Source organism: Calorimonas adulescens, assembly GCF_008274215.1.
Classification (GTDB): domain Bacteria; phylum Bacillota; class Thermoanaerobacteria; order Thermoanaerobacterales; family UBA4877; genus Calorimonas; species Calorimonas adulescens.
On sequence record NZ_VTPS01000015.1, the window covers coordinates 1 to 25844 of the forward strand.

General features: G+C 41.5%; 29 protein-coding genes and 1 other annotated feature. Of the genes, 28 read left to right on the forward strand and 1 reads right to left on the reverse strand.

What is annotated here, in order from left to right; all coding sequences use genetic code 11:
• The first annotated feature begins 243 nt into the window (after positions 1–243).
• The 10 genes from FWJ32_RS09620 (at position 244) to FWJ32_RS09665 (ending at position 11793) form a co-directional block, all read left to right on the forward strand.
• Positions 244–2955, forward strand: coding sequence for a sigma-54-dependent transcriptional regulator (locus tag FWJ32_RS09620; RefSeq protein WP_162523589.1), 2712 nt, complete (start codon positions 244–246; stop codon positions 2953–2955).
• A gap of 207 nt (positions 2956–3162) precedes the next feature.
• Complete coding sequence (locus tag FWJ32_RS09625) at positions 3163–3471, forward strand: PTS sugar transporter subunit IIB (protein WP_149545747.1); 309 nt, start codon at positions 3163–3165, stop codon at positions 3469–3471.
• A gap of 12 nt (positions 3472–3483) precedes the next feature.
• Positions 3484–4803: a PTS sugar transporter subunit IIC gene (locus FWJ32_RS09630; RefSeq protein ID WP_149545748.1), complete on the forward strand. Its 1320-nt coding sequence runs from the start codon at positions 3484–3486 to the stop codon at positions 4801–4803.
• 27 nt (positions 4804–4830) lie between these two features.
• On the forward strand, positions 4831–5154 hold the full coding sequence (locus FWJ32_RS09635; RefSeq protein WP_149545749.1) for a PTS sugar transporter subunit IIA: 324 nt from the start codon (positions 4831–4833) through the stop codon (positions 5152–5154).
• A gap of 217 nt (positions 5155–5371) precedes the next feature.
• Positions 5372–6781 (forward strand): glycoside hydrolase family 1 protein, encoded by a 1410-nt coding sequence (locus FWJ32_RS09640; RefSeq protein WP_149545750.1) that lies wholly within the window; start codon positions 5372–5374, stop codon positions 6779–6781.
• A gap of 428 nt (positions 6782–7209) precedes the next feature.
• Positions 7210–8400 (forward strand): ABC transporter substrate-binding protein, encoded by a 1191-nt coding sequence (locus FWJ32_RS09645; protein WP_149545751.1) that lies wholly within the window; start codon positions 7210–7212, stop codon positions 8398–8400.
• A gap of 84 nt (positions 8401–8484) precedes the next feature.
• Complete coding sequence (locus tag FWJ32_RS09650; protein WP_149545752.1) at positions 8485–9369, forward strand: branched-chain amino acid ABC transporter permease; 885 nt, start codon at positions 8485–8487, stop codon at positions 9367–9369.
• A gap of 1 nt (position 9370) precedes the next feature.
• Positions 9371–10324, forward strand: coding sequence for a branched-chain amino acid ABC transporter permease (locus tag FWJ32_RS09655; RefSeq protein WP_149545753.1), 954 nt, complete (start codon positions 9371–9373; stop codon positions 10322–10324).
• Positions 10308–11099: an ABC transporter ATP-binding protein gene (locus FWJ32_RS09660; RefSeq protein WP_338028702.1), complete on the forward strand. Its 792-nt coding sequence runs from the start codon at positions 10308–10310 to the stop codon at positions 11097–11099. The genes FWJ32_RS09655 and FWJ32_RS09660 overlap by 17 nt, the downstream gene beginning before the upstream one ends.
• Positions 11092–11793, forward strand: a complete 702-nt coding sequence (locus FWJ32_RS09665; RefSeq protein WP_149545754.1) for an ABC transporter ATP-binding protein — start codon at positions 11092–11094, stop codon at positions 11791–11793. Before FWJ32_RS09660 ends, FWJ32_RS09665 begins: the two co-directional genes overlap by 8 nt.
• Before the next feature lie 31 nt (positions 11794–11824).
• Here the strand turns inward: FWJ32_RS09665 and FWJ32_RS09670 are convergent, their stop codons facing one another.
• Positions 11825–12334, reverse strand: a complete 510-nt coding sequence (locus tag FWJ32_RS09670) for a tryptophan transporter (RefSeq protein WP_149545755.1) — start codon at positions 12332–12334, stop codon at positions 11825–11827.
• Positions 12335–12443: 109 nt separating this feature from the next.
• Positions 12444–12679 (reverse strand) — a binding site (T-box leader).
• Between the two features lie 257 nt (positions 12680–12936).
• Between FWJ32_RS09670 and FWJ32_RS09675 the strand changes: the two genes are divergently transcribed.
• The 18 genes from FWJ32_RS09675 to FWJ32_RS09760 all read left to right on the forward strand — a co-directional run bounded on the left by FWJ32_RS09675 (position 12937) and on the right by FWJ32_RS09760 (position 25797).
• On the forward strand, positions 12937–14082 hold the full coding sequence (locus FWJ32_RS09675; RefSeq protein ID WP_149545756.1) for a cation:proton antiporter: 1146 nt from the start codon (positions 12937–12939) through the stop codon (positions 14080–14082).
• 14 nt (positions 14083–14096) lie between these two features.
• Positions 14097–14471, forward strand: coding sequence for a P-II family nitrogen regulator (locus FWJ32_RS09680; RefSeq protein WP_149545757.1), 375 nt, complete (start codon positions 14097–14099; stop codon positions 14469–14471).
• Positions 14472–14514: 43 nt separating this feature from the next.
• Positions 14515–15240, forward strand: coding sequence for a ZIP family metal transporter (locus tag FWJ32_RS09685; protein WP_149545758.1), 726 nt, complete (start codon positions 14515–14517; stop codon positions 15238–15240).
• Positions 15241–16296 (forward strand): L-threonylcarbamoyladenylate synthase, encoded by a 1056-nt coding sequence (locus FWJ32_RS09690; protein WP_149545759.1) that lies wholly within the window; start codon positions 15241–15243, stop codon positions 16294–16296.
• Positions 16293–16742, forward strand: a complete 450-nt coding sequence (locus FWJ32_RS09695) for a low molecular weight protein arginine phosphatase (RefSeq protein WP_149545760.1) — start codon at positions 16293–16295, stop codon at positions 16740–16742. Before FWJ32_RS09690 ends, FWJ32_RS09695 begins: the two co-directional genes overlap by 4 nt.
• 118 nt (positions 16743–16860) lie before the next feature.
• The gene (rpiB, locus tag FWJ32_RS09700; RefSeq protein WP_149545761.1) at positions 16861–17322 is read left to right on the forward strand and encodes a ribose 5-phosphate isomerase B; all 462 of its coding nucleotides are present in this window, start codon (positions 16861–16863) and stop codon (positions 17320–17322) included.
• The gene (upp, locus tag FWJ32_RS09705) at positions 17322–17963 is read left to right on the forward strand and encodes a uracil phosphoribosyltransferase (RefSeq protein WP_149545762.1); all 642 of its coding nucleotides are present in this window, start codon (positions 17322–17324) and stop codon (positions 17961–17963) included. The genes rpiB and upp overlap by 1 nt, the downstream gene beginning before the upstream one ends.
• 10 nt (positions 17964–17973) lie before the next feature.
• The gene (locus FWJ32_RS09710; RefSeq protein ID WP_149545763.1) at positions 17974–18423 is read left to right on the forward strand and encodes a deoxycytidylate deaminase; all 450 of its coding nucleotides are present in this window, start codon (positions 17974–17976) and stop codon (positions 18421–18423) included.
• Positions 18424–18429: 6 nt separating this feature from the next.
• Positions 18430–19461: a glycosyltransferase family 4 protein gene (locus FWJ32_RS09715; RefSeq protein ID WP_238988849.1), complete on the forward strand. Its 1032-nt coding sequence runs from the start codon at positions 18430–18432 to the stop codon at positions 19459–19461.
• Positions 19454–20605, forward strand: a complete 1152-nt coding sequence (gene wecB, locus FWJ32_RS09720; RefSeq protein WP_149545764.1) for a non-hydrolyzing UDP-N-acetylglucosamine 2-epimerase — start codon at positions 19454–19456, stop codon at positions 20603–20605. Before FWJ32_RS09715 ends, wecB begins: the two co-directional genes overlap by 8 nt.
• Before the next feature lie 12 nt (positions 20606–20617).
• The gene (locus FWJ32_RS09725; protein ID WP_149545765.1) at positions 20618–20824 is read left to right on the forward strand and encodes an AtpZ/AtpI family protein; all 207 of its coding nucleotides are present in this window, start codon (positions 20618–20620) and stop codon (positions 20822–20824) included.
• Positions 20825–20956: 132 nt separating this feature from the next.
• Complete coding sequence (locus FWJ32_RS09730) at positions 20957–21697, forward strand: YwmB family TATA-box binding protein (RefSeq protein WP_149545766.1); 741 nt, start codon at positions 20957–20959, stop codon at positions 21695–21697.
• A gap of 12 nt (positions 21698–21709) precedes the next feature.
• Positions 21710–22960 (forward strand): UDP-N-acetylglucosamine 1-carboxyvinyltransferase, encoded by a 1251-nt coding sequence (gene murA, locus FWJ32_RS09735; RefSeq protein ID WP_149545767.1) that lies wholly within the window; start codon positions 21710–21712, stop codon positions 22958–22960.
• A gap of 103 nt (positions 22961–23063) precedes the next feature.
• Positions 23064–23273 carry a DUF1659 domain-containing protein gene (locus tag FWJ32_RS09740; protein ID WP_149545768.1) on the forward strand — a complete coding sequence of 70 codons (210 nt, stop codon included), beginning with the start codon at positions 23064–23066 and terminating at the stop codon, positions 23271–23273.
• 29 nt (positions 23274–23302) lie between these two features.
• A complete protein-coding gene (locus FWJ32_RS09745; protein ID WP_149545769.1) occupies positions 23303–23521 on the forward strand; it encodes a DUF2922 domain-containing protein in 219 nt (72 codons plus the stop codon).
• Between the two features lie 14 nt (positions 23522–23535).
• Positions 23536–23685: a YvrJ family protein gene (locus tag FWJ32_RS09750; RefSeq protein WP_149545770.1), complete on the forward strand. Its 150-nt coding sequence runs from the start codon at positions 23536–23538 to the stop codon at positions 23683–23685.
• 97 nt (positions 23686–23782) lie between these two features.
• On the forward strand, positions 23783–24601 hold the full coding sequence (gene cdaA, locus FWJ32_RS09755; protein WP_149545771.1) for a diadenylate cyclase CdaA: 819 nt from the start codon (positions 23783–23785) through the stop codon (positions 24599–24601).
• Positions 24598–25797, forward strand: coding sequence for a CdaR family protein (locus tag FWJ32_RS09760; protein WP_149545772.1), 1200 nt, complete (start codon positions 24598–24600; stop codon positions 25795–25797). The genes cdaA and FWJ32_RS09760 overlap by 4 nt, the downstream gene beginning before the upstream one ends.
• Positions 25798–25844 lie beyond the last annotated feature (47 nt).

Sequence of the window (25844 nt, forward strand, 5' to 3'; positions counted from 1 at the left end):
ACAGCTTATACGGGTACTTCGGTACCCGTATTTGCTTTTACGCAATAAAAAAAAGCGCTGTTGCACAATGAACTATTTAGTCCATTGTGCAACAGCCCCATATTTTACATGACCTTACATTTCAAAGCCAGTTCTATAATTCTCTTCAATGGTCTCCGATATTTTTTTACTTTTATCTTGAAACATTATACACTTGAATACACATTTACAGTAGGTTATACTAAAACAGAAGGGGGGAGAGGATTGAAACGCATTGATACTGTTTATGAGACTGTGAGGGAATTATGCGATAAGCAGTTGATAAATGGGAAATGCACAGGTGTATCCGCTTATGAGGTAGCAAAACTTTTAAATCTGCAGAGGACAAATGTAAGTGCTGACCTCAATAGGCTTTGTAAAGAGGGTAAGCTTATAAAAATTGAAGGTAAACCTGTACTCTTTAAGATAAACAATGGGTTTGAGGAAAACGTTAATCAAAATAATCTGCTTTCTGAAGAATTTAATAACCTGATAGGATATGACGCCAGCTTAAAGGGGCCTATATTAGCTGCTCAGGCTGCTATTGTATATCCGCCAAGAGGGCTTAATACCTTGATTGTAGGAGAAACAGGTGTTGGCAAATCTATGTTTGCAGAATTGATGTATAGATATGCCAAGAAGATAGGCCATATTTCACCAAATGGTGAGTTTATCACCTTCAATTGTGCAGATTATGCCAACAACCCTCAACTTTTAATTTCTCAGCTCTTTGGTGTGAAGAAGGGCGCATATACGGGTGCAGATAGGGACAGGGATGGCCTGGTGGCCAAGGCTGACGGCGGTATACTGTTTTTGGATGAGGTGCACAGACTACCACCTGAGGGGCAGGAGATGCTCTTTACCCTTATGGACAAGGGCATGTATAAAGCCCTTGGCGAGGTGGATAATACCCGTAAGGCTAATGTACTTATCATATGTGCCACAACTGAAAATCCCGAATCTGCTCTTTTAAAGACATTTGTACGCAGGATACCTGTTCTGATAAAGCTGCCGCCGCTTAGAGAAAGGACATTAAAGGAGCGATATGAACTTTTGAAGTTCTTCTTGAAAAATGAGGCTACAAGAATCGGCAGGTATATAATAGTCAGTGCTAACGCTTTAAAATCTCTCCTCTTATATGACTGCACAAATAATGTAGGTGGACTTAAATCTGATATACAGCTTGCATGTGCAAGGGCTTTTTTGACAAGCACGATGAAAGGGTTGAGCAGTGTGGAGCTTAGAAGTGCAGACCTCCCTGAATATGTGAGGATAGCACTCAGGTATGTAAACGGAAAAGAGGCTCAACTTAGAGAGATGGGTATAGGAGAAAACGAGATTATATTTAAGGGCAATGAGACGATAGAGGTAACACCATCAACCAATATAGAAAATGAGCCAAGTATATATGATATGATAGATAACAAGAGGAAAGAACTTATTGAAAAAGGCCTTAGCAGTGAGGAGATAAACTTTCTTATTGGGGTTGATATTAACTCATATTTCAGGAGATTTATAGGCAGATTTGACAGTATCAATAATGATGAGCTCTATAAGATAGTAGATAAACAGCTTGTTGAAACAGTAAGGAGCTTTTTAAGTGAGGCCTCTAAAAATCTTGATAGGCTTTTTGCCTCCAAAACATTCTTTGGCCTGTGTATCCATCTGTCTAGTACAATGGAGAGGATGAAAAAGGGTCTACCAATTGTAAACTATCAATTGGAGGAGATACAAAAGAGCCATCCTGAAGAATACAAAGAGGCATTAAAGCTAAAGGATATGATAAAGCAGGAATGGGATATAGAGCTTCCTGATGATGAGGTTGGCTATATAGCAATGTTTCTTACATTGGAAGACACCATAGATGAGAATACACATGTAGGCGTTGTTGTTGCAATGCATGGAAGCTCGACTGCATCTTCTATGGTGGATGTGGTGAATAAACTCCTTGGTGTAAGCCATGCAAAAGGTTATGATATGCCTCTTGATCAGAAACCCGAGGAAGCTCTTTTAAGGCTTAAAGATCTTATAATATCAGCTAACAATGGAAAGGGTGTAATCCTGCTTTACGATATGGGTTCGTTTGGTATGATGGGAGATGTCATATACGAAGAGACCGGTATACCAATAAGGTCTATGGATATGGTAAGTACCCCAATTGCTCTTGAAGCTACAAGGAAGGCACTGTTCAATACGACACTGGATGAGGTTTTTGATGCTCTAAAACTTTCCAGCGGTTACGATTCTAGAATACAGCTGGATGTAAGAAGAGAAAAATCGTCTCAAGATAGTATTATTTTGTCTGTATGTGCTACAGGGTTAGGCAGCGCTGTGAAGTTGAGAAACTATGTAGAAGACAGAATTGACTTGAAGGGTATAGAAATATTGCCACTAGGTGTAACTAATAGAGAAGTCTTCATAAATAAAATCAAGGATATAAAGTATAATAAGGAAATCATAGCAGTAATAGGTTCTATAAACCCCGGACTATATGACATACCGTTTTTCTCGGCAGCAGACATATTTAGAAAAGAAAGGCTCAGTGAGCTGCAGTATTTGATAGATAGCAGTTGTTTTAAAAATGATATATACAAAAATATGGAAGATGTATTGGAAAAAGAAATGTCTCTTTATGATGTCGATTTTTTGATGAGAGAAATCAAAACAATAATTATTACCATTGGGGAAGTAATAAATAGAAAAATAGATGATGACACATCGGTAGGAATTATACTTCACATAGCATGTCTTGTCGAAAAGATGCTGAAAGACAGCTCATATCATAATACAATGAAAGAAGATGTGAAAAAGAGAATTATACAAGGAAATGAAGAAATCTATGAGAGACTTCAAGGGATTTTTAATTCGATTGAAGAACATTATAATATAAAAATAGGTGAAGATGAAATTTTATATCTGATGGACATCATACTGTAGGTTTAAACCTGCAGTTTTTATTTATACACTATTATACAGATCTTTTGTTCTGGGGAATCGTTTGCCTATATAAATGATACACATTTATACAATGTACTGCTTTTAGGATTTTTAAAATAGATTTTTTATGTAAAAACCGTTTAATTTCCTGTACTGGCATGGAAATTGCTTCAACAAATAAGTGATAAAAACGTAGGAGGGTTATTTATGAAAATATTATTGGTATGCGCAGCAGGTATGAGTACAAGTTTAGTTGTAGAAAAAATGAAAAAGGCAGTTAAACCTGAATATAGGGAGGTGGTGATAGATGCGGTACCTGTAGACCAATTTGAAGAGGTTGTAAAGGACTACGATGTAGTTCTTTTAGGGCCACAAATAAGGTATAAAAAGAAAGATTTTGAAAAGATTACAGGTGAATTGGGCATACCCCTGGAGGTAATTAACCCTACTGATTATGGGATGGTAAGAGGCGATAAAATTTTAGAACAAGCATTAAAGCTAACCCAAAAACAATAAAGGAGTGATATTATGAATTTTTCTGAGAGATTAAATTCAGTTTTAGAAAACTACCTATTACCAATTGGCGGTGCTCTGGGGAATCAGAGACATTTGAAAGCCATGCGTGATGGACTGATATACGCTATTCCATTTACAATTATGGGTGGCTTGGTTTTGATTGTTGGAAATCCGCCTATTGGGGAAAATGTGACTGAAAGTAATATATTTTTAAAAATCATGGTTGCTTGGAGAGACTGGGCAGCTGCTAATTCTGCAGTTATAAACATGCCATATAGCATGACTATGGGAATAATGGCTTTATTTGTAGCAATAGGTGTGGCATACAATTTGGCAAGAAGCTATAAGATGGATACTCTTTCAGCTTCGACAATTTCAGCTGCTACATTTCTGATAGTAGCAGCACCCATTAAAGATGGAAATATACCTGCTAACTATATAGATGCTAAGGGCATTTTTACAGCAATAATTGTCGGATTGGTTACTGTGGAGATAACGCGCTTTTTAAAGTCGAATAATATTACTATAAAAATGCCTGAAGGAGTACCACCAGCCGTCTCTTCATCATTTGACGCCTTGATACCACTGGCTGTAAATGTTCTAGTTTTTTACTTTATAAGCTTGATAGTTCAAAATTTAAGCGGCATGATTATACCCCAAGCTATTATGACTGCTTTGACTCCGGCGGTGAAAGCCGTAGATTCTGCACCAGCAATCTTTATATTTTCAACAATTTCTCAACTTTTCTGGTTTATTGGTATACATGGTGCAGCACTTGTAGGAGCGATTTTGGATCCATTTAAATTAGCTAACGTTGCGGCAAATGCTGAGGCTTATATGACCTATCAACCACTCCCACATATATTTACAGATACCTTTTGGGCTTACTATATTACTCTTGGTGGTTCTGGAGCTACATTAGGTCTTACACTTCTTTATCTTAGGAGTAAGTCTAAACAGTTAAATGCCATTGGAAAAGTTGCAATTTTGCCTGCCTTATTTAACATAAATGAACCCATAATATTTGGTACGCCTATGGTTTTAAATCCAATCATGCTTATACCATTTGTATTTGTACAGGGTATAAATGGAGTAATATCATACTATGTTGTTAAAATAGGACTTGTAAATGCTTCATTTGCAAGTGTGCCGTGGACTACTCCAGCACCCATAGGAGCCTTTTTAGCTACAATGGATTGGAGGGCCATTATACTGGTGTTTGCATTACTTATACTTGATATGGTCTTGTATTATCCATTCTTTAAAATATATGAAAAACAGTTGATTGAACAAGAGGGCGAGGAAGAGGGTATTCAAGAAGAAGTCGTATAAAATTTTCAATAGTGAGGGACGAGGCGAATGGACTTTGAACAGATTGTGTTTGAGATCATAGTACATGCAGGAAATGCCAGGAGCGATGCCTTTGAGGCATTAGCATCTGCAAGAGAGGGTAATTTTAATGAAGCCTATAAATTAATAGATAAGGTTAAAGAAGAGCTACAGAAAGCTCACGAAATTCAAAACAATCTAATTAGTTTGGAGGCAGAAGGCGAACATATACAACCAAACCTACTTTTAGTCCATGCTGAAGATCATTTGATGAATGCTATATTGGCCAAAGACTTAATTATAGAGCTTATTCATCTATATGAGGATAATCAAAAGTGTATGGTTAAGAAATGAGTGGCGAGAGTTAATAATGTTTCTAATACATGATAAACTGCATTAAGATAATGTATTTCGAAAAGATAATACATTTTAATTGAGACAACCTATAAAATATAAATATAATAATTTTACAGTGGCCGCTGTATAAAAGATAAACTGGAAATGATTTAAATTTTTAGTTTATAAAAGATTGTAGAATTATTGTTCTCAATTATGAAAGGGATGGTTATATATGTATCATGAAGAATTAAAAAGTTTTCCAGAGGGATTCCTATGGGGAGCCTCAACTTCTGCCTATCAGGTAGAAGGGGCATGGAATGAAGATGGAAAAGGCCCCTCAGTTATTGATATGGCAAAGTATCCTGAAGGTACATCTGATTTTAAGGTTGCAAGCGATCATTATCACCGTTATAAAGAAGATGTGGCTTTATTTGCGGAAATGGGGCTAAAAGCTTATCGTTTTTCGGTTGCATGGACACGAATTTTTCCTCAAGGCACTGGAGAAATTAACCAAAAAGGTATTGCCTTTTATGATAGTTTAATTAATGAACTGCTGGAACACAATATAGAGCCTATTGTAACTATATACCATTTTGATTTGCCTTATGCTTTGCAACAGAAAGGGGGATGGTTAAACAGGGAAACCATTGATGCATATGTGAATTATGCTAAGACATTATTTACTTATTTCGGTAACAAGGTCAAATATTGGCTTACTATTAATGAGCAAAATATGATGATTTTACATGGTAGTAATATCGGTGTATTTGATAAAAATATACAGAATCAGAGAAAAGAATTGTTTCAACAAAACCACAATATGTTTGTAGCACAGGCTAAAGTAATAAAAATGTGTCATGAAATGTGCCCGAATGCAAAAATAGGGCCTGCTCCAAATATTTCTTCTATATATCCAGCTAGTTGTAAGCCAGAAGATGTTTTAGCTGCCAATAATTTTTCATCTATACGTAATTGGTTGTACTTGGATATACCAGTATTCGGCCGTTATAACAGTGTAGCATGGAGTTATATGGAAGAAAAAAGTTATACACCGACGGTTCAAGATGATGATATGGAAATAATAGCCTCAGGCAAACCTGATTTTATTGCTTTTAACTATTACCGCACAACAACAGTAACCAAAAATGAATATGATAATTATTTAGCAGATTCAAGAGATGAGCAGCCACTTGATACGGCTGAATCAGGGGTTTATACGGTATCATCCAATCCACATTTAGAAAAAACACAATTTAATTGGGAGATAGATCCCGTTGGTTTTAGAGTTACGCTTAGAGAATTAAATGAAAGATATAATCTGCCACTTTTAGTGACCGAAAATGGGTTGGGTGCTCTTGACAGGTTAGAAGATGGTGATGTTATAAATGATGATTACCGTATTGAATATTTACGTAAGCACATAGAACAGGCAAGACTTGCAATTACAGATGGAGTGCAATTGATTGGTTACTGCCCGTGGTCGGCTATTGATCTGGTTAGTACACATGAAGGGTTTAGCAAACATTATGGATTCATTTATGTCAATCGTGATGAATCTGACTTAAAGGATTTAAGAAGGATAAAAAAGAAGAGTTTCTACTGGTACAAAAAGACTATTGCATCAAATGGTGAGATATTTTGATTAAATCGTTTTGATAAATTAAGTAAAACAGGAAAGTAAAATAAGACTCATTATGATAGCCTTGTATAAATAAAATTATATAGGGCTATCGTTTTTTTATGCTGTGTGTACTCTAATAAAAGACATTTTTTAAGGTTATATCCGTTATATATGGACTATTCTAAAATTTTTTTAAAAAGCATGAAATGCTCTTGACTATAGCAAATTATACTTTTATAATTATATCATCAAGCATAAATATAAGTAATAATAACTAGTCAGTATTTTTTGTTTGTTGGGATTTACAGACACGTTATGGATAAAAACAATTGGGTTTTTATCCGATTTTTATTAGTTTTTGTGCATAGTAAGTTGGAGGTGGTGAAAGATAAGAGATACTTGATTGCTTGGTATTGGAAAATTGAAATTTAGAAACGAGGGGGAAGTTTATGAAGAAAGGTTTGTTGGCAATTTTGGCGCTGCTAATGGTCTTATCGCTGGTGGTTGCTGGGTGTGGCGGTCAGCAGGCGCAGCAGTCTCAAGGTGGTGGCGGAAGCTCTGGGGATACAATTAAAATAGGCGCCAATTTTGAGCTTACAGGTACTATGGCTGCATATGGGAGAACTTCTGTCAATGCGATAAAGATGGCCGCTGACGAATGGAACGCTAAGGGAGGCCTGCTGGGCAAACAGATTGAAGTTGTAGAGGCCGACAACAAGTCTCTTCCTGATGAATCTACCAATGCTGCGACCAGGCTTGTAACTCAGGATAAGGTTGTTGCTATAATAGGTACTTCTGCCAGCACAACCACGCTGGGTATGGTGCCTGTGGTGCAGCAGTATAAAATTCCTACCATTGCTACTACGGCTACAAACCCTGACGTGACAGTGGATCCTAAGAGCCAGGAGACATACAAGTATATGTTCAGGGCATGCTTTATAGACCCGTTCCAGGGTGTTGTGGGTGCTAACTTTGCATATAACGATTTGGGTGCCAGAACCGCAGTCTTGTATATTGATGAAAAGGATGCTTTTTCAATTGGCCTGGCCAAGTTCTTCAAGGAAAACTTTGAGAAGCTCGGTGGCAAGATACTCTCTGAGGAACATTATGTGGCGGGCGACCAGGACTTCAGGTCTACCCTTACCAAGATACAGTCTATGAATCCAGATGTTATATATGAGCCTGGACATTATCAAGAGACAGGTATGATAATAAAACAGGCCAGGGAGATGGGCATAACCACACCAATAGTTGGTGGTGATGGTTGGGATTCTCCAGACCTTGTAAAGATAGCAGGGGCAGAAAATATGAACAATGTGTTTATGAGTAACCACTTTATACCATCTGACCCTGATCCAAAAATCCAAAATTTCGTTAAGGCATACAAGGACAAATTTGGAGAAATGCCAGATGCCAAGGCAGTATTAGCCTATGAGGCAGCGAACATTATGTTCACGGGCATAAAGAATGCCAATTCTACCAATGGGGATGACATAGTAGCTGCCTTAGAGGGGTTAAAAGACTATCCAGGCCTTACAGGTAACATTACTTTTGATAAACAACACAATCCTGTAAAACCAGCTATCATCATTGAGTTTAAGAATGGTGAACAGGTAATGAGGGGCAGAGTTAACCCGTAATACGATGATTTAGCAGATCAAATTCATATTTATAGGCGAGGTTTTTGCCTCGCCTATAATAAATTTTGAGGGAGGAGGAAATACATGGAGCAGTTTATGCAGCAGATGATAAATGGTTTCTCTCTGGGAAGCATATATGCACTTATTGCCCTGGGGTACACCATGGTATATGGAATTATAAAACTTATAAATTTTGCCCATGGCGACATATATATGCTTGGTGCTTTCGCAGGATTTTTTGCTATTTCAGCCTTTCATTTGGGTTTTATACCTTCACTTATTATTTCAATGGCTATATGCGCCCTGGCAGGCATGTTTATTGAAAAAGTCGCCTACAAGCCCCTGAGGACAGCTCCAAGAATATCAATGTTGATTACAGCAATAGGAGTATCTCTTTTTCTTGAAAATGGGGGGCTTCTGGTATTTTCACCCTCAATAAGGACCTTTCCAACAATATTTCCTGTAAAGACATATTCCATCTTTGGCGGCATTGTTAAGCTAACTGTGAAAGACATTGTAGTATTTTTAGTAATGATAGTGATGCTCATAATACTGCAATATCTTGTTTACCGGACTAAAATAGGAAAGGCAATGAGGGCTGTCTCCTTTGACAAGGATGCAGCAGGCCTCATGGGCGTGGATGTAGATACAACCATTTCTTACACTTTTGCAATAGGTTCGGCATTGGCAGCAGTGGCAGGCGTGCTTGTGGGCATATACTACAACTCCGTATGGCCTCTAATGGGGATTATGCCAGGACTTAAGGCATTCATAGCTGCGGTCCTGGGAGGCATAGGTATAATACCCGGTGCTGTGCTGGGAGGACTTATGATTGGTGTTATCGAGACCCTGGTTGCCGGATATGGCAATTCCCTCTACAGAGACGGCGTAGCCTTTGCAATACTGATTATTGTCCTTCTTTTAAAACCATCAGGGCTTCTTGGCAAAAACGAGAGAGAGAAGGTGTAACATGGAGAGGAACGCATTGAAAAAGGATTTTATGGTGCTTATAGCAATCGTAATTTTTTATGCTGTCATACAGGTTCTTATGCAGACGGGGGTAATTGGCCCTTACTATTCTTTAAATCTGATACTTATGTGCATTAATATTATGTTAGCTGTCAGCCTAAACCTTATAAACGGCTTTCTGGGACAGTTTTCCATAGGCCATGCAGGACTTATGTCTGTTGGGGCATATACCTCGGCGATATTGACATACTATTATGATATGCCTCTTGCAGTGGCTTTAATTGTAGGGGCACTATCTGCTTCTCTGGCAGGCCTTATAGTAGCTGTACCTACACTGAGGCTTAAAGGCGATTATTTAGGTATTGCTACCCTGGGTTTTGGAGAAATAATAAGGGTTTTCTTTCTCACCAATGACACCGTAGGAGGAGCCAAGGGATTTTTTGGAATACCCAAGCTAACCACATGGACATGGGCATATTTTGTTATGGTACTCACCATAGTTGTCATAAAGAACTTTATTAATTCCAGCTATGGCAGGAGCTGTATAGCTATAAGGGAGAATGAAATTGCGGCTGAGGCTATGGGAATCAATACTACAAGGTATAAGATACTGGCCTTTACTATAGGTGCCTTTTTTGCCGGGGCCGCAGGCGCATTGTATGCTCATAACTTCTATACAATTCAACCAGAACAGTTTAATTTTATGAAATCCTTTGATATAATGACAATGGTGGTATTAGGGGGACAGGGTTCTATAACCGGCAGTATTGTTGGAGCCGTTGCTGTTACACTTTTGAACGCAGCACTTTCAAGCCTTGCAGCCTTAAGGATGGTTATCTACTCATTACTGCTTATCATTATGATGTTATTCAGACCGCAGGGGCTGTTTGGCATTACTGAATTTACGATAGACCAGGTCCTGGGAAGGAGGGGCAGACTTGGAAAATCTGCTTGAAATAAAGCATCTGTCTAAGAACTTTGGAGGTATTGAGGCACTCAAGGATGTTAATATAAATGTAGAAAGGAATGGTCTTGTTGGTCTTATAGGGCCTAATGGGGCAGGAAAGACCACAATATTTAACCTTATTACCGGTGAATATGTGCCTACCTCTGGGAGTGTGATATTTGATGGCAAAGAGCTTGCCAACCACCACCCTTATCAGGTGGCAGCATTAGGTATAACCAGGACGTTCCAGAATATAAGGCTGTTTTCAGATCTATCCGTGCTGGATAATGTGAGGATTGCGTGTCATCTCCATGTAAAATACAGTGTTTTTGACTCGATAATACATGGCAGGAGGTTTGTTGAAGGAGAAAAGGAAATATATGATAGGTCTATGGAGCTTCTAAAGATCTTTAAGCTGGAAAATAAAAGGGATGAGTTGGCTAAAAACCTTCCGTATGGAGAACAAAGGCGCCTTGAGATAACCAGAGCCCTTGCGACCAATCCAAAGCTGCTTTTGCTGGATGAGCCTGCGGCAGGCATGAATCCCCAGGAGACAGAAGATCTTATGGAGACCATCAGATTTTTGAGGGATGGGATGAACATAACCATACTGCTTATTGAGCATGATATGCATCTGGTCATGGGTATATGCGAGAAGATATATGTACTGGATTTTGGTAAGGTGATAGCTGAGGGAGACCCCACCTCCATACAGCACGATCCAAAGGTTATTGAGGCATATCTGGGGACAGCTTATCTTGAAGGGGGCAAAGTAAATGCTTGAGGTTAAAGACCTGCATGTATACTATGGTGCTATACATGCCTTAAAGGGAATTTCATTTAAGGTTGAGGACGGAGAAATAGTAACGATAATAGGCGCAAATGGAGCCGGTAAGTCTACAACACTCAGGACTATCTCTGGCCTTTTGAGACCTAAAACAGGGGAAATTATATTAAATGGAGTCCATTTAGAAAAAATGAAGGCAAAGGATATTGTGAAAATGGGGGTTTGCCAGGTTCCAGAGGGCAGGAGAATTTTTGCTAATATGAGTGTCCAAGAAAATCTTGAACTGGGCGCATATCTGAGAAACGACAGGGATGGGATAAAAAAAGACTTTGACAGGGTATTTTCACTCTTCCCCCGGCTTGCAGAGAGAAAGTCTCAGATTGCAGGTACCCTTTCTGGTGGAGAACAGCAGATGCTGGCCATAGGGAGGGCCTTGATGTCGAGGCCCAGGATTATATTGATGGATGAGCCGTCGATGGGCCTGGCGCCGATACTTGTTGAGCAGATATTCAATGTAATTAAGGAAATAAACAGCGAGGGTACTACAGTCCTATTAGTTGAGCAAAATGCGTATATGGCGCTTGTAACGGCAAAGAAAGCCTATGTCCTTGAGACTGGAAACATAGTAATGGGCGGTACGGCGTCTGAACTATTGAATAATGAAGAGGTAAGAAGGGCATATTTAGGATAAGGAGGGATGACAAATCGTCATCCCTTATTTGCTATACCTTTCCTATAGCTTTTTGGGCCTGATATGCTATATTGTATACTGCATATGTCACGACAGTATTTATTGCAGCAGTTGGTATGACCACCGTGGTCACCAATACTGAGAAGGCGAGTGGTAGACCACCTACAACAGCAGAAGCTATGGCAAGAAACACTATGCCGCTTTCCATTGTGCCAATGAAAGCAATCACAGGTATAGCAATATGCCTGTTAAACCTTGCAGTGAGCCTTATGAGCGTAACAACAACAAAGGCTGTTATTATTTCCTCGATGAAGTTTGCCACCTGACCGCCAGGGAAGGTTGTTGTCAAGGCTGCAAATATTCCTCCTAAGAAGCCACCAAGCAGTGCATTTTGGTATACCGGGTTAATAAACAATGCAACGAATAGCATGGCGAGAAGGAAGTTTGGTTTCATACTACCCATTATGGGTGGTGTTATCTGATGGAGTACAAGGCCAATAGCCATTAGAAGGGCTGTGAGTATACTGTCCCTCAATTTCATAATACCAACACTCCTTTTTAAATTTAATAGTAATTTTAGTGGTATCATATATCCTTCACGTCATAGGCCATCACCCCATGTCCGATAAAATAAAAAAGCCTTTCGTCCCTATAGGGACGAAAGGCTATCTTCCGTGGTGCCACCCTTATGAGGTTTCCCTCACTCATCCGGGTACTAACATACCCTGTCCTTGTGATAACGGAGGACACGTCCGTGATGAGCTACTTATATTTCGCCCACCCTTCTAAGGAGCCCATTCACTCATGGATAAGGTATCGCCTTTCCACCGCCGGCGACTCTCTTTGACCTATCCTTTGAGTTACTATTCTCCCTCATCGAATTTATTTTATTTATTATAGTCTACTACCTTATTACTGCAACGTCAAGTAGTTTTTTATTTAATTGCTTATATCTTTATAGACCTGTTAAAGCGGTAATATAAGATAGCTTAGAAGATTGACAGTATTTTTAACTTATCTTCTGCCCTTTTTATCGTCTCATAGCGTTTATCCCTATAGATATGGGCAGTAAATTTTTTCTTTAAAAATTTGACATTAGAGTTATAATAAAGGGGGGTGAAATATTTTGTGAGGTGAATCATATTGACATTATTGGAACTGGCAATTGTTTTAGGCGTGGCAAGGCTGGGTGGATACATAGCGGCCAGATTTGAGCAGCCTAACGTACTGGGGCAGATAATAGCGGGCATTATTGTGGGACCTTCTCTACTGAATATTGTCAGTAACTCCGATATACTGGAGAGCATGGCGGAGATTGGCGTGATACTGCTCATGTTTCTTGCTGGAACAGAGACAAACTTAGACGACCTTGTTTCCTCAGGAGTATCGTCAACAATTATCGCCATTGGTGGAGTGTTTCTGCCTTTTGTTTTAGGTTTTGGCGCATCCAGGGTTGAGGGCATATCTTTGAATGAAGCATTATTTATTGGGACTATATTAACAGCTACATCGGTTAGCATAAGCGTGCAGACTTTGAGGGAGATACATAAGTTAAACTCAAAAGAGGGCATTGCCATCATGGGGGCGGCCGTTATTGATGATGTCATAGGTATCATCTTTCTTACAGTAGTGGTGGGATATGTGTCAGGCAAATCGGGTATTGTGCCCATGATAGAAAATCTTCTTTTATTTTTTACACTGGTTATAGTAATCGGGTTTCTTGTATCCAGATATTTAGATAAACTGGATATGGCTCTCAAACAGGGCGACAGGATAGTAACAATAGCTTTAGTATTTTGCTTTGTCATGTCTTACATTGCAGATAAATCCGGGATAGCAACTATTACTGGAGCTTATATAGCAGGTATTATCCTGTCTACGACGCCGTATAGAGAGAAGGTTATACACGGTATTGACCCTATAGCCTATCTTGTCTTTACTCCTATATTTTTTGTAAGCATAGGTCTTAAGGCAGATATAAAGACATTGACAGAGGGTATTGTCTTTAGCCTCATAATAATAGCTGCCTCCGTAGTTGGTAAAATTATAGGCTGTGGCCTTATGGCAAAGGCTGTTGGATTTGATTGGAAAGGTGCACTCTCTGTAGGTATCGGCATGATACCCAGGGGTGAGGTGGCCCTGATCATAGTTAACCTTGGCTTGAAGATGGGCATTGTTACACCCAGGCTTTTTACAACTTCAGTACTTGTGGTGCTTGTTACAACGCTCATTACACCACCTCTTTTAAAAATGTCTTTCTCACGGGAATTGTCAAGCGAGGGTGAATAAAGGAGGGGACATATATGTATCTTTTTGTTGTAGTGTTAAACAGGGTGGAGTATCTTGACAAATTACTTATCACCATGAGGGAACACGGGGCTAAAGGGGCAACGGTACTGGACTCTGTTGGTTCTGGAAGGATTATTAAAAATTTTGACGAGGCCAGGCCTATGATAGCCAGCATAAGGAGGCTTAGGGAAGAAGAGTTTTCTACCAACAAGACCATTTTTTCAGTGTTGGAGACCCGTTCTCAGGTTGATGAGATAGCTGATGCCATAGAAAAGGCCATAGGCAATTTTTCTGATAAGGAGATGGGTATAATGTTTTCCATCCCTCTGGACATGGTGAGGGGTGGCGCACTGGAGCGGTATATAAGAAGCAAGGGTCATTTTGAATGAATATATAATCCCATCTGCGAATAGATTAAGGTGAGGTGTTAACATGGATCCTTTGTCTATTTCGCTGATGGGACTTTTTATAGGTACAATCGGTACAGGACTTGGTGGCACAGTTGCTCTTTTTTACAGAAATCCATCGAGAAGGTTTTTAGGCCTGGCCATAGCAGTTTCCGGCGGGCTTATGCTTTCTGTGGTCTGCTTTGACCTGCTGCCTGAGGCATTTGATATATCAGGCCTTAGTTATACCTTGATAGGAGTAGTCATTGGTGTTATTATTGTTATGATAATGGAGCAAAAGATGCAGGAGCAGAATGGCAACCAGGGCTTTGAGTATTTGAGGACGGGTCTTTTGATGGGTGTAGCTATAGCACTGCATAATCTGCCTGAGGGCCTGGCCGTAGGTTCCTCTTTCGCTGCATCTCAAAGCGTGGGCCTGAGTATGGCTCTGGTGATTGGACTGCATGACTTCCCCGAAGGGCTTTCCATGGCAGCTCCTCTCATGGCAGGGGGTATGAGAGGAGCTATGGTACTTTATTATACCATATTATCAGGGATACCAACAGGAATTGGTGCTTTTATAGGTGCATATCTGGGTGAAATATCACCTGACCTGATTGCTTTAAATATGGGGATAGCAGCAGGGTGCATGCTGTATATAACATGCGACGAAATGTTCCCCATGGCAAGAGACCTCCACAAGGGAAGGCTCACAGCCGTTGGCATACTCTTTGGCATAATACTCGGGATAATAATTACGGAGATGTTGTAGATGACTGAGATTTACTGGATTGATGAAAATAATATTGACGATAACCTGCTTTTTAAAGCGGCTAAGGTTTTAAGAGATGGCGGCATTGCCGCCTTTCCTACAGAGACGGTTTATGGTTTGGGAGCAAATGCATTGGACAGTAAAGCAGTGAAGAAGATATTCCGGGCCAAGGGAAGACCCAGTGATAATCCACTGATTGTCCATGTGGCAGACTATGAGGGCATTTTTCCTCTTGTTGCTGAAATAAATGAAGCAGCTGAAACGCTTATACACCGGTTTATGCCCGGGCCTATAACAATTGTAATGAAAAAATCCACAGCCATACCAGATGAGGTGACTGCAGGGCTGGATACGGTTGGCATAAGGATGCCATCTCACAAGATTGCCTCAAGGCTTATAAAGCTGGCCGGCGTCCCGGTGGCTGCACCCAGTGCTAACCTTTCAGGGAAGCCAAGCCCTACGAGGCCTGAACATGTTATACATGATATGGACGGCAGGGTTGATGTTATAATAGCTGACGGGATATGCGATATAGGAGTGGAGTCTACAGTTGTAGATGTCACAGGGGATGTGCCAGTGATATTAAGGCCAGGTGGGGTTACTTTTGAAGAACTGCAATCCGTCCTTGGGAAGGTAGAGATAGACCCGGCCGTTTTAAGAAAACCGGATAAAAATCTTGTGGCTAAAGCACCAGGAATGAAGTATACACACTATTCGCCTGATGCAGATGTGGTAATTGTTGCCGGCCCGTCTGAAATGGTAGCAGCAGAAGTAAACAGACTGGCCAAAGAGGATATGGCAGAGGGCAAAAAAGTAGCTGTCCTGGCCAGTGATGAAACATCAGGATTGTATGATATAATGGTAGTGCCGATTGGCTCACAGAAGGACAAACTTTCCATATCCAGCAGGATTTTTGATGCCTTAAGAAGGTTAGACGAACTTGGTGTAGACAAGGCATATGCAGAGGCTGTTGACGAAGAAGGGTTGGGCCTGGCCATAATGAACCGCATGAAAAAGGCGGCTGGGTATAGAATTATAAAGGTGGGTGAAAAATGAAGGTGCTTTTTGTATGCACGGGAAATACGTGCAGAAGTCCGATGGCAGCAGGTATTTTAAAGAAGATGTTAAAGGACCGTGGGATAGAAAACGTTGAAGTCGATTCCTGCGGGTTTGTGGAGGAGGGATTGCCGGCATCACAATATGCCATAGAGGTGTCCGGAGAGCATGGTGTGGATATCTCGGGCCATAGGTCGAAGGTAATAAATAAAGCGCTGATAGATGAGAGTTCAATAATCCTTACCATGTCAAAACGTCACAAGGACGAGGTCATAAAGCTGTCACCGGATGCGCAGGAAAAGGCCTTTACCATTACTGAGTTTGTTGATGAGGATGGAGAAATAGAAGACCCCATAGGCATGGGCAAAGATATGTACGAAAGGACATTTAAGAAACTGTATGGGATACTGGAAAGGGTTATTGACAAAATAGACGATCTAAAATAGATGCTGCTTAAGGTTGCCATTACAATAGCATCAAAAATATGTTACAAAATGGTTAAATTTTTGTGTAACCTATGGAAAAATTAGGACAGATAATTTACAATAGAAGGGAGTATAAAACATGAGACTGGCTATAGGGAGCGATCATGGTGGATTCACACTGAAAGAGAGCATAAAGAAACATCTTTTAGAACGTGGTATTGAAGTTGAGGACTTTGGCATATTTTCTGAGGAGTCTGTGGATTATCCAGACTATGCACTGAGGGTAGGTGAAGCGGTGGCAGATGGCAGGTTTGATGGTGGGATCCTGTGCTGTGGCACAGGGATTGGTATGAGTATAGCTGCCAACAAGGTTAAAGGGATAAGGGCGGCTCATGTTACTGACTGCTTTTCGGCAAGGTATGCTAAGGAACATAACAATGCCAATATCATATGCCTTGGTGGCAGGATAACAGGGCCCGGCCTGGCCGATATGATAGTAGACCAGTGGTTGGATGCCGAGTTTCAGGGTGGCAGACACTCAAGAAGGATTGAAAAGATCAGTGATATTGAAACTAAATACCTGCATGGGGAGGAATGCTGATGTACGACTACTGTGAGAATGTCCACGTTATTGATCATCCATTGATACAACATAAACTGGCGCTTATAAGGGATATCAACACCGGCTCAAAGGATTTCAGAGAATTGTTGGAGGAGGTAGCTATGCTCATGGCCTATGAGGTGACAAGGAATCTTCCAACAGAAGAGGTAGAAGTCAGGACCCCTGTGGGTATTGCCAAATGCAAGGTTATGAGCGGGAAGAAGCTTGGCATCATACCGATATTGAGGGCGGGCCTTGGGATGGTAAATGGCATATTAGAGCTGGTGCCTACAGCCAAGGTTGGGCACATTGGCCTGTATAGAGACCCAGAAACGCTGGAACCCGTTGAGTATTACTGTAAACTTCCTACAGATATAGGGGAGAGGGATCTCATAGTGCTCGATCCAATGCTTGCTACTGGAGGCTCAGCAGCGGCGGCGATTCGGTTCTTAAAGGACAGAGGGGCTACCAGCATAAGACTTGTAAACCTTATTGCTGCGCCTGAAGGTATAGATAGGGTGACAAGAGTACACCCCGATGTGGAGATATATGTAGCTGCCGTAGATGAGAGACTCAATGAACATGGATATATAGTACCGGGCCTGGGGGATGCAGGAGACAGGCTTTTTGGTACAAAGTGAGGATTGACACATGCGCCCTTCATGGGATGACTATTTCATGGAAATTCTGGATATAGTAAAGACCCGCTCCACCTGTCTCAGGAGACAGGTAGGGGCAATCATAGTTAGAGGCAACAGGATCCTTACCACTGGGTACAACGGTGCACCCAGTGGGATGGCCCACTGCAGCGAAACGGGGTGCTTGAGAGATAAGATGGGCATACCCTCAGGAGAAAGACAGGAGCTATGCCGTGGCCTGCATGCAGAGCAAAATGCCATTATACAGGCCGGACTCTATGGTATAGATATAAAAGGATCTACCATATATTGTACCCATAAGCCATGTATTACCTGTACCAAGATGATAATAAATGCTGGTATAATCAGAGTCGTATACAAAGAGGATTATCCCGATGAGCTTTCAGAAGAGTTTTTTAAAGAAGCGGGAGTAAATATGGATATATATCCGCAGATGAGGTGATAAACTGTGAGGTATCTCTTACCTATGATTTTTGCATTTTTAATTGCTTTTTTGGTTACACCTATGGCGAAGGTAATAGCCATAAAGGTAGGTGCTATAGATATGCCCGGTGAGGAGAGAAGGATTCATACACGTCCAATACCGCGGATGGGAGGTCTGTCCATATTTGCCGCCTTTGTTTTATCCACCCTTGTATTTATGCCGATGGATATAAAGACGGTTGGGCTTATCCTGGCAAGTAGCCTCATAGTAGTGATGGGCATAGTTGACGATATAAAGGGTCTTTCTGCTACCGTCAAGATGGGAGGCCAGATATTAGCTGCCATGGTGCTGGTGTTTTTTGGTTTCAGGATAGAGTGGCTGACCAGCCCCTTAGATGGCATGATATATTTGGGATGGCTTTCCATACCAGCCACTGTTTTCTGGGTGGTTGGCATAACCAATACATTTAACTTGATAGATGGTTTGGATGGCCTGGCCGCAGGTATTTCTGCCATATCATCGGTTACAATGTTTGTGGTAGCTCTTTTAAATGGAAGGGATACAGCAGCCATGCTTCTGCTGATAGTTGCTGGGGCAGCCCTTGGGTTTCTGCCTCACAATTTCAATCCAGCAAAGATATTTATGGGGGATACGGGCTCTCTCTTTTTAGGTTTTGTACTTTCGGCTATATCTATACAGGGGACTATCAAAGGAGCTACAGCCATAGCCATAGTTATACCAGTACTGGCCATGGGCCTGCCCATATTTGATACGGCCATTGCAATTGTGAGAAGAGCAAAGAATGGTATGCCTATAATGCAGCCTGACAGAGGTCATCTGCACCACAGGCTTCTGGACATGGGCTTTACGCAGAGGCAGGTTGTACTCATACTTTATGCCATAAGCGGGATACTGGGAGTGGTGGCTATTGCTGTCACAAATGCATCACCGCTGTGGTCATTGGTGCTTACACTGTCTGTATTGCTTGCTGCCTTTATAGGCACAAAGCGTATGGGGCTTTTAAATCCTGTAGGGGAGAAAAACATAAATGCATAAGGTAAAGCTGATGACTGTATTTGGCACAAGGCCTGAGGCCATCAAGATGGCACCTTTGATCTTAGAGCTTAAAAAGCATGACAGCTTTGAGACTATTGTGTGTGTTACGGGACAGCACAGGGAAATGCTTGACCAGGTCCTTGGTATATTTGGTATTGATGTTGATTTTGACCTGAATATAATGCAGGAAAAACAGAGTCTTACAGACATTACTGTAAATGCCATTAAGGGCATGGAAGGGGTATTCAGCAAAGTCACTCCTGAACTGGTGCTGGTGCATGGAGACACCACAACCACGTTTGCTGCTTCTTTAGCGGCATTTTATCATAAAATCAAGGTAGCCCATGTGGAGGCTGGTCTGAGGACCCATGACAAATGGTTTCCTTTTCCGGAGGAAATGAACAGGAAACTTACCGGCGATCTGGCAGATATCCATTTTGCACCAACTGCAGGGGCAAAGCAAAACCTCATTGCAGAGGGTGTAGCAGCGGATAATATATTTGTCACGGGGAATACTGTAATAGATGTACTTCCATATACAATAAAAGAGGACTATTATTTTAAAACGGTTGCACTGAATGAAATAGATTATGATAAAATGAGAATTGTTGTAGTGGAGGCACACAGGAGAGAAAACTGGGGCAGGCCGATGGAGAATATTTGCCGTGCCATAAAGAGGCTGCTCCGTGAGTACAGCGACATGGTGGTGGTCTATCCTGTACATCTAAACCCTGCAGTCAGGGACACTGTGCTTTCTATGCTTGACGGTCTTGACCGATGCGTACTTGTTGACCCGCTGGACATAGATGATATGCATAACCTGCTTTACCGCTCTTACATGGTGCTTACAGATTCAGGTGGCCTGCAGGAGGAAGTACCGTCTATGGGCAAACCAGTGCTGGTGTTGCGGCGTGAGACTGAGAGGCCAGAAGCAGTGGAGGCGGGTACTGTGAAGCTGGTAGGCCTCGAGGAAAAGGACATTTATAGGGAGGCTTCTCTACTTTTATCTGATGCCAGAGAATATTTAGCTATGGCTAACAGCGTAAATCCTTATGGAGATGGCCAGGCCTCAAAAAGGATATCAGGATATCTTTTGAATTATTATGGTTTTTCAAAGGCCAAACCGGAGGAGTTCAACCGGTAAGGAGGGCCTGAAATGTGGGATATGCTTTCACTTTTTACATATCTTGGCCTGTATTTTGGCCTGCCAATAATCCTGGGTATAGTTTTAGGCAGGGCACTGGACTTGAATTTTCAAACACAGCCCATTTTTTTAATAATCTTTTTACTGCTGGGCGTTACAGGAACATTTTTTAATATGTATCAATATATTAAAAAAGGAGATAAAATAAGAAAAAAGTAAACTGCCGGTGAATAAATTCCTCAATTGCGGTAAATAATTTATCTTAGAGGGCGGGTGGAAGGCTTGGATATATTGTCCCCCTTATATATCCGAGAGTCCTCCGCTCCTTATTTATAACAGGAGGATGGAAAAATGAGGAAATTAATTGTACCGGCATTGTTATTTTTAATTGTAACAGCTTTTGTTTATCCTGAGGTGGGTGGTGCCAATATATCGAAGGTGTCAATAAAAGAAGCCTTGGAGAGGAGCGGTGCAGCTTTTGATGGGGCTGAAATAAATGGATTTTCATTGCTAAATGAAAAATTTATGGGCTACAGGCTGCTGGAGGAGACGGTCGAAAACCTGGCACAACGCATTGGCAATCAAAATATCTACAGAATCAGCGGCATAGATGAAGAAGACTATAGGCAGGTTACACTGAAGGGCGAGGATAATGACGCTGCTTTTGCCATCACCATTCAGACCTACAATCTACCCTCGGGACCGGAGAGTTATTTAATCGTAAACTGCTACATCAAGGACAGCAGTGAGGATATAGGTGAAGCCTATGAAGAGGTGAAAAAGTGCTTTGATGCGCTAAAAGTAAAAAAGCCACAGATATCGGTTATCTTAACAGGACATTTTGACAAAAAATTATCAGAAAAAGACATGAATACGATAGTGAGTTCCATAATGAGCAGTCTTGATGCCTCATACACAAAAAACCGGCTGTATGACGATATGCTGACAATGACCGGTTATAGTGAAAAATTGGGTGAATATATAGAGCTGGGGAATGAAAAAATAAATTTAAACCTGGCTATGAGGTATTCAGATTCTGATGGTAAGACATACCTGTGGCTGGGTACGCCGGTTATAACTACAGATTACTAAGAGGTGACAGGAATGAGAAGGCTCATTGTGGAAAAAAGTCCACCACTTCACGGAATCATTAATGTAAGCGGCTCTAAAAATGCTGTACTGCCAATAATGGCTGCCTGTATACTCGCTAATGGGGAGATTAAACTGGAGGATATACCAAAACTTGAGGATGTACTGGTCATGGAGCGGATGATTAAGGCCATTGGACTGGAAGTCCATGAGGATGGGAAAAATCTCTATATAAAAGGTACGGAGAATATAAAATGCGAGGCTCCATATGATTTGGTACGCATGTTGAGGGCCTCTTTTCTTGTTATGGGGCCAATTTTAGCCAGAAAGGGCAAGGTGCGTATAGCCCTTCCCGGGGGATGCAACATAGGCAGCAGACCGGTTGACTTGCACCTTAAAGGCTTTCGGGCACTGGGGGCGGAAATAGATATGGGGCATGGATATGTTGAGGCCCATGCTCAGGCCTTAAGAGGAAACAAGATATATCTTGACTTTCCCAGTGTGGGAGCCACAGAGAACATCATGATGGCGGCCATTCTGGCCAAAGGCGTGACAATATTAGAAAACGCCGCAGAAGAGCCGGAGATAGTTGACCTTGCCAATTTTCTCAACGAGATGGGCGCAAAGGTAGTGGGGGCAGGGACTGACTGCATCAGGATTGAAGGTGTAGAATGGTTGAAAGGTACCAGCCATACCGTAATACCTGACAGGATAGAGGCAGGCACCTATATGATTGCTGCAGCTATGACGGGAGGCAGGGTCGTAATAAGGAACGTTGAGATTGAACACTTGAAGCCTATAGTTGCAAAACTCACGGAGGCAGGAGTGGCCATAGATATTAATGAAAATGAGATAGTGGTTGACGGCAGAAGAGGTATAAGGCATGTGGATGTCAAGACACTTCCCTATCCTGGGTTTCCAACGGACCTTCAGCCCCAGATGATGGCAATGCTCTCTATTGCCCAGGGCACAAGCATTGTGATAGAGACTGTTTTTGAAAACAGGTTTCAGCATGTGCCGGAGTTAAAAAGGATGGGGGCAGATATCAAGATAGAAGGCAGGAGCGCAGTGGTGCAGGGGGTGGACAACCTTACAGGGGCAGAGGTTAAGGCTACAGACCTGAGGGCCGGTGCCGCCCTGGTGCTGGCAGGCCTTGTAGCTGAGAGGCAGACTGAAGTTACAGAGATACAGCATATACACCGTGGATATGTAGACATGAAGGGGAAGCTGGAACAGGTAGGCGCAAGAATAAGAGAAATAAATTAGTTTTTTAAAAAGTATGTTGTAAAGCTACAATATACTTTTATTTTTTAATATACCTATATGTGCAACCCCACACCTATATATATGTGTGAAAGGTGGTGAGAACATGAGCGAGTTAGTAGATTCCAGGCTTCAGATAAGATACTTTATGGGGAACGACGAAAATGGCAGGAAACAGACAAAGACGGTTACCTATTCAAGGGTTAAGACTTCGGCGGCTGATGAGCAGTTGCTGAGCGTGGCGACAAAAATTGCAGGTTTGAGCAGCCATCCTGTAGACGGTCTCCTGAGGGTAAATACTGTCGGCCTGGCCTAAAAAGGACTGGATAGGAAGGGGGTGAAGCCGTGAAACAGCTTCAGATGTCTTTTAAAAATGACCTTGGCAGGAACTTTAGGGTTAATGTGGATGACATAAGGGATGACGTTTCTCCCGAAGAAATAAAAGACTGTATGGATGAGATACTTGCATCCGACATCTTTGACGCTAATGGTGGCAGCATTGCTGAGATTGTTGGCGCTAAGATAGTCACTACCGACATTGTAGACGTGGAACTGCCACAGTAGGCTGAGGTGATATGATGGATGAGATATTTTCGCAGATTGCAAACCTTGGCTTTCCCATTGTGGTGAGCATTTACCTTCTGGTAAGGATTGAAGCCAAACTGGACAATCTGACGGTATCAATAACAGAACTGTCCAAAGCCATAGAGAATATTAAGAGGGTCTGAGTCTTAAACTCAGGCCCTCTTTTTAAAAAAAATTAATACAAAAGCCCCAGTTTATTGGTATAATATAAATGATATAGAACTAATGAGGTGAATATGATTGTTTCAGGACTTATTAAACCTTTTTCGGATGATCAGAATTGCTGATATTGTTGATATGGCAATTATTGCCTATGTCTTATACAGGGTACTTGTCTTTATAAGGAATTCCAGGGCAGAACAGCTGGTAAAGGGTCTTTTTGTGCTTCTGTTTATAACCTGGGCCAGTGGTTGGATGGGTCTTCGGACGATTAACTGGATATTGAGGAATGCTATGACTGTAGGTGTAATAGCCCTCCTCATAGTATTTCAGCCGGAGCTCAGGAAAGCACTGGAGACACTGGGCAGGGGCGAGTTTATAAGGCGTACTCTCTTAAATGAAGAGAATAGCGGTGAGTCCACCATTGACAAGATAGTGGATGCAGCAGCATATCTGTCGCGGGCCAAGATAGGTGCCCTTATTATTATAGAGAGGGAGATGGGTCTAAATGACGTGATTGAGACTGGTATAAAACTGGATTCTCTTTTAAGTAGTGAACTTCTTATAAACATATTTATACCCAATACGCCGCTTCACGATGGTGCGGTTATAATACGGGGAGATAGAATTATGGCAGCCTCATGTTTTTTGCCTCTTTCGGAAAATCCAAACCTCAGCAAGGAACTGGGCACGAGGCATCATGCAGGCATAGGGATTACCGAGGTCTCGGATGCTGTGGCTGTCATAGTCTCAGAAGAGACAGGCACTATCTCCATTGCGCAAAATGGAAGACTCTCCAGGTATTTAGATTCTAAAACCCTGAAAGAATTATTGAAGAGTATATTTATAAAGCAGAGGGAACCCAAGGCTTCAAGTTGGACAAGGTGGGTGAAAAAATGATAAGTAAGGATTTGCCTTTAAAACTTTTTTGTATTCTGGTGGCATTCATTTTATGGCTATATGTTATGGGTGTTGAAAACCCGCAGATTACATATAGCTTTAATAACATACCGGTCCAACTTTCCAATGAGGATAAACTTGCTAAGTCCGACCTTATACTTCAAGGGTTAAAGGATGATGAGGTGGATATAAGGATAAAGGGGAGAAGAAATGACATTTTAAAGCTTAATTCGTCTAAGATAAGTGCGTCTGTGGATCTTGGCGAGGTTGACGGACCGGGGTCTATATCCCTCCCCGTGAAGGTGACAGGGATACCGTCAAATATTGACCTTGTATCGGTTAATCCTCAGACGGTAACTGTTGATGTAGACAGGCTGGTAAGCCGGAATTTTGATGTCGAGGTAATAGAGGAAGGCCAGTTAAAAGAGGGGTTTGTACTCAAGGAAAGTGATATTAACCCCGGGAGCGTGACAGTAAAAGGGCCAGAAAGGTTGATGAATACTGTAAGGAGAGCAGTGGTCTCTATAGACATAGATCAGTTGGACAAAAACTATGGCGGCCGATTTGATGTGCAGCTCCTGGACCCTTCAAATAAGCCTGTAAAGGGACTTGCCATATCCCCTAAGGAGGTATATGTTTCCCTATCAGTTTCTTTTGCGAAGGATGTAGCGGTTAAGCTTGTAACAACAGGAGAAGTGCCAAAGGGATACAGGTTGTTTAAGGCCGAGATAGTTCCTGAGACAATAACCATACTTGGAGATAAAAATACGGTTGAAAAGGTGAGTGAGGTCAGTGTCAAACCCATTGACATAAATGGGCTAAAGGATAAGGTGTCATACAACGTCCCCCTTGACCTTCCACCCGGCATTTCAGTAAAGGACGATTCAAATGAGGTCAAGGTAAATCTTGATATAGACAGCATTGCGGAAAAGGAGCTTACCGTAGATAATATATCGGTGGTTGGTCAGGATCCACAAAAGCTAAGCTATAACTTTACCGGTGCCAGGGTTGTTGTAGAAGGACGAGCGAAGACAGTGGAAAAGATAAGTGCTGACGATATAACCTTGAAGGCCACGGTATCACCGGAGCCAGGTTCATACAATGTCGAAATAGTGGGTTCAATAAGGCCGGATATTGAAGATGTGAGCATAAAATCGATAGAGCCTGATGTAATACATGTGGATGTAGCAAGATAGGCAGTTATAATTAAAAGGCCAAACCTGATTGCCTGATGCCTTTGAGG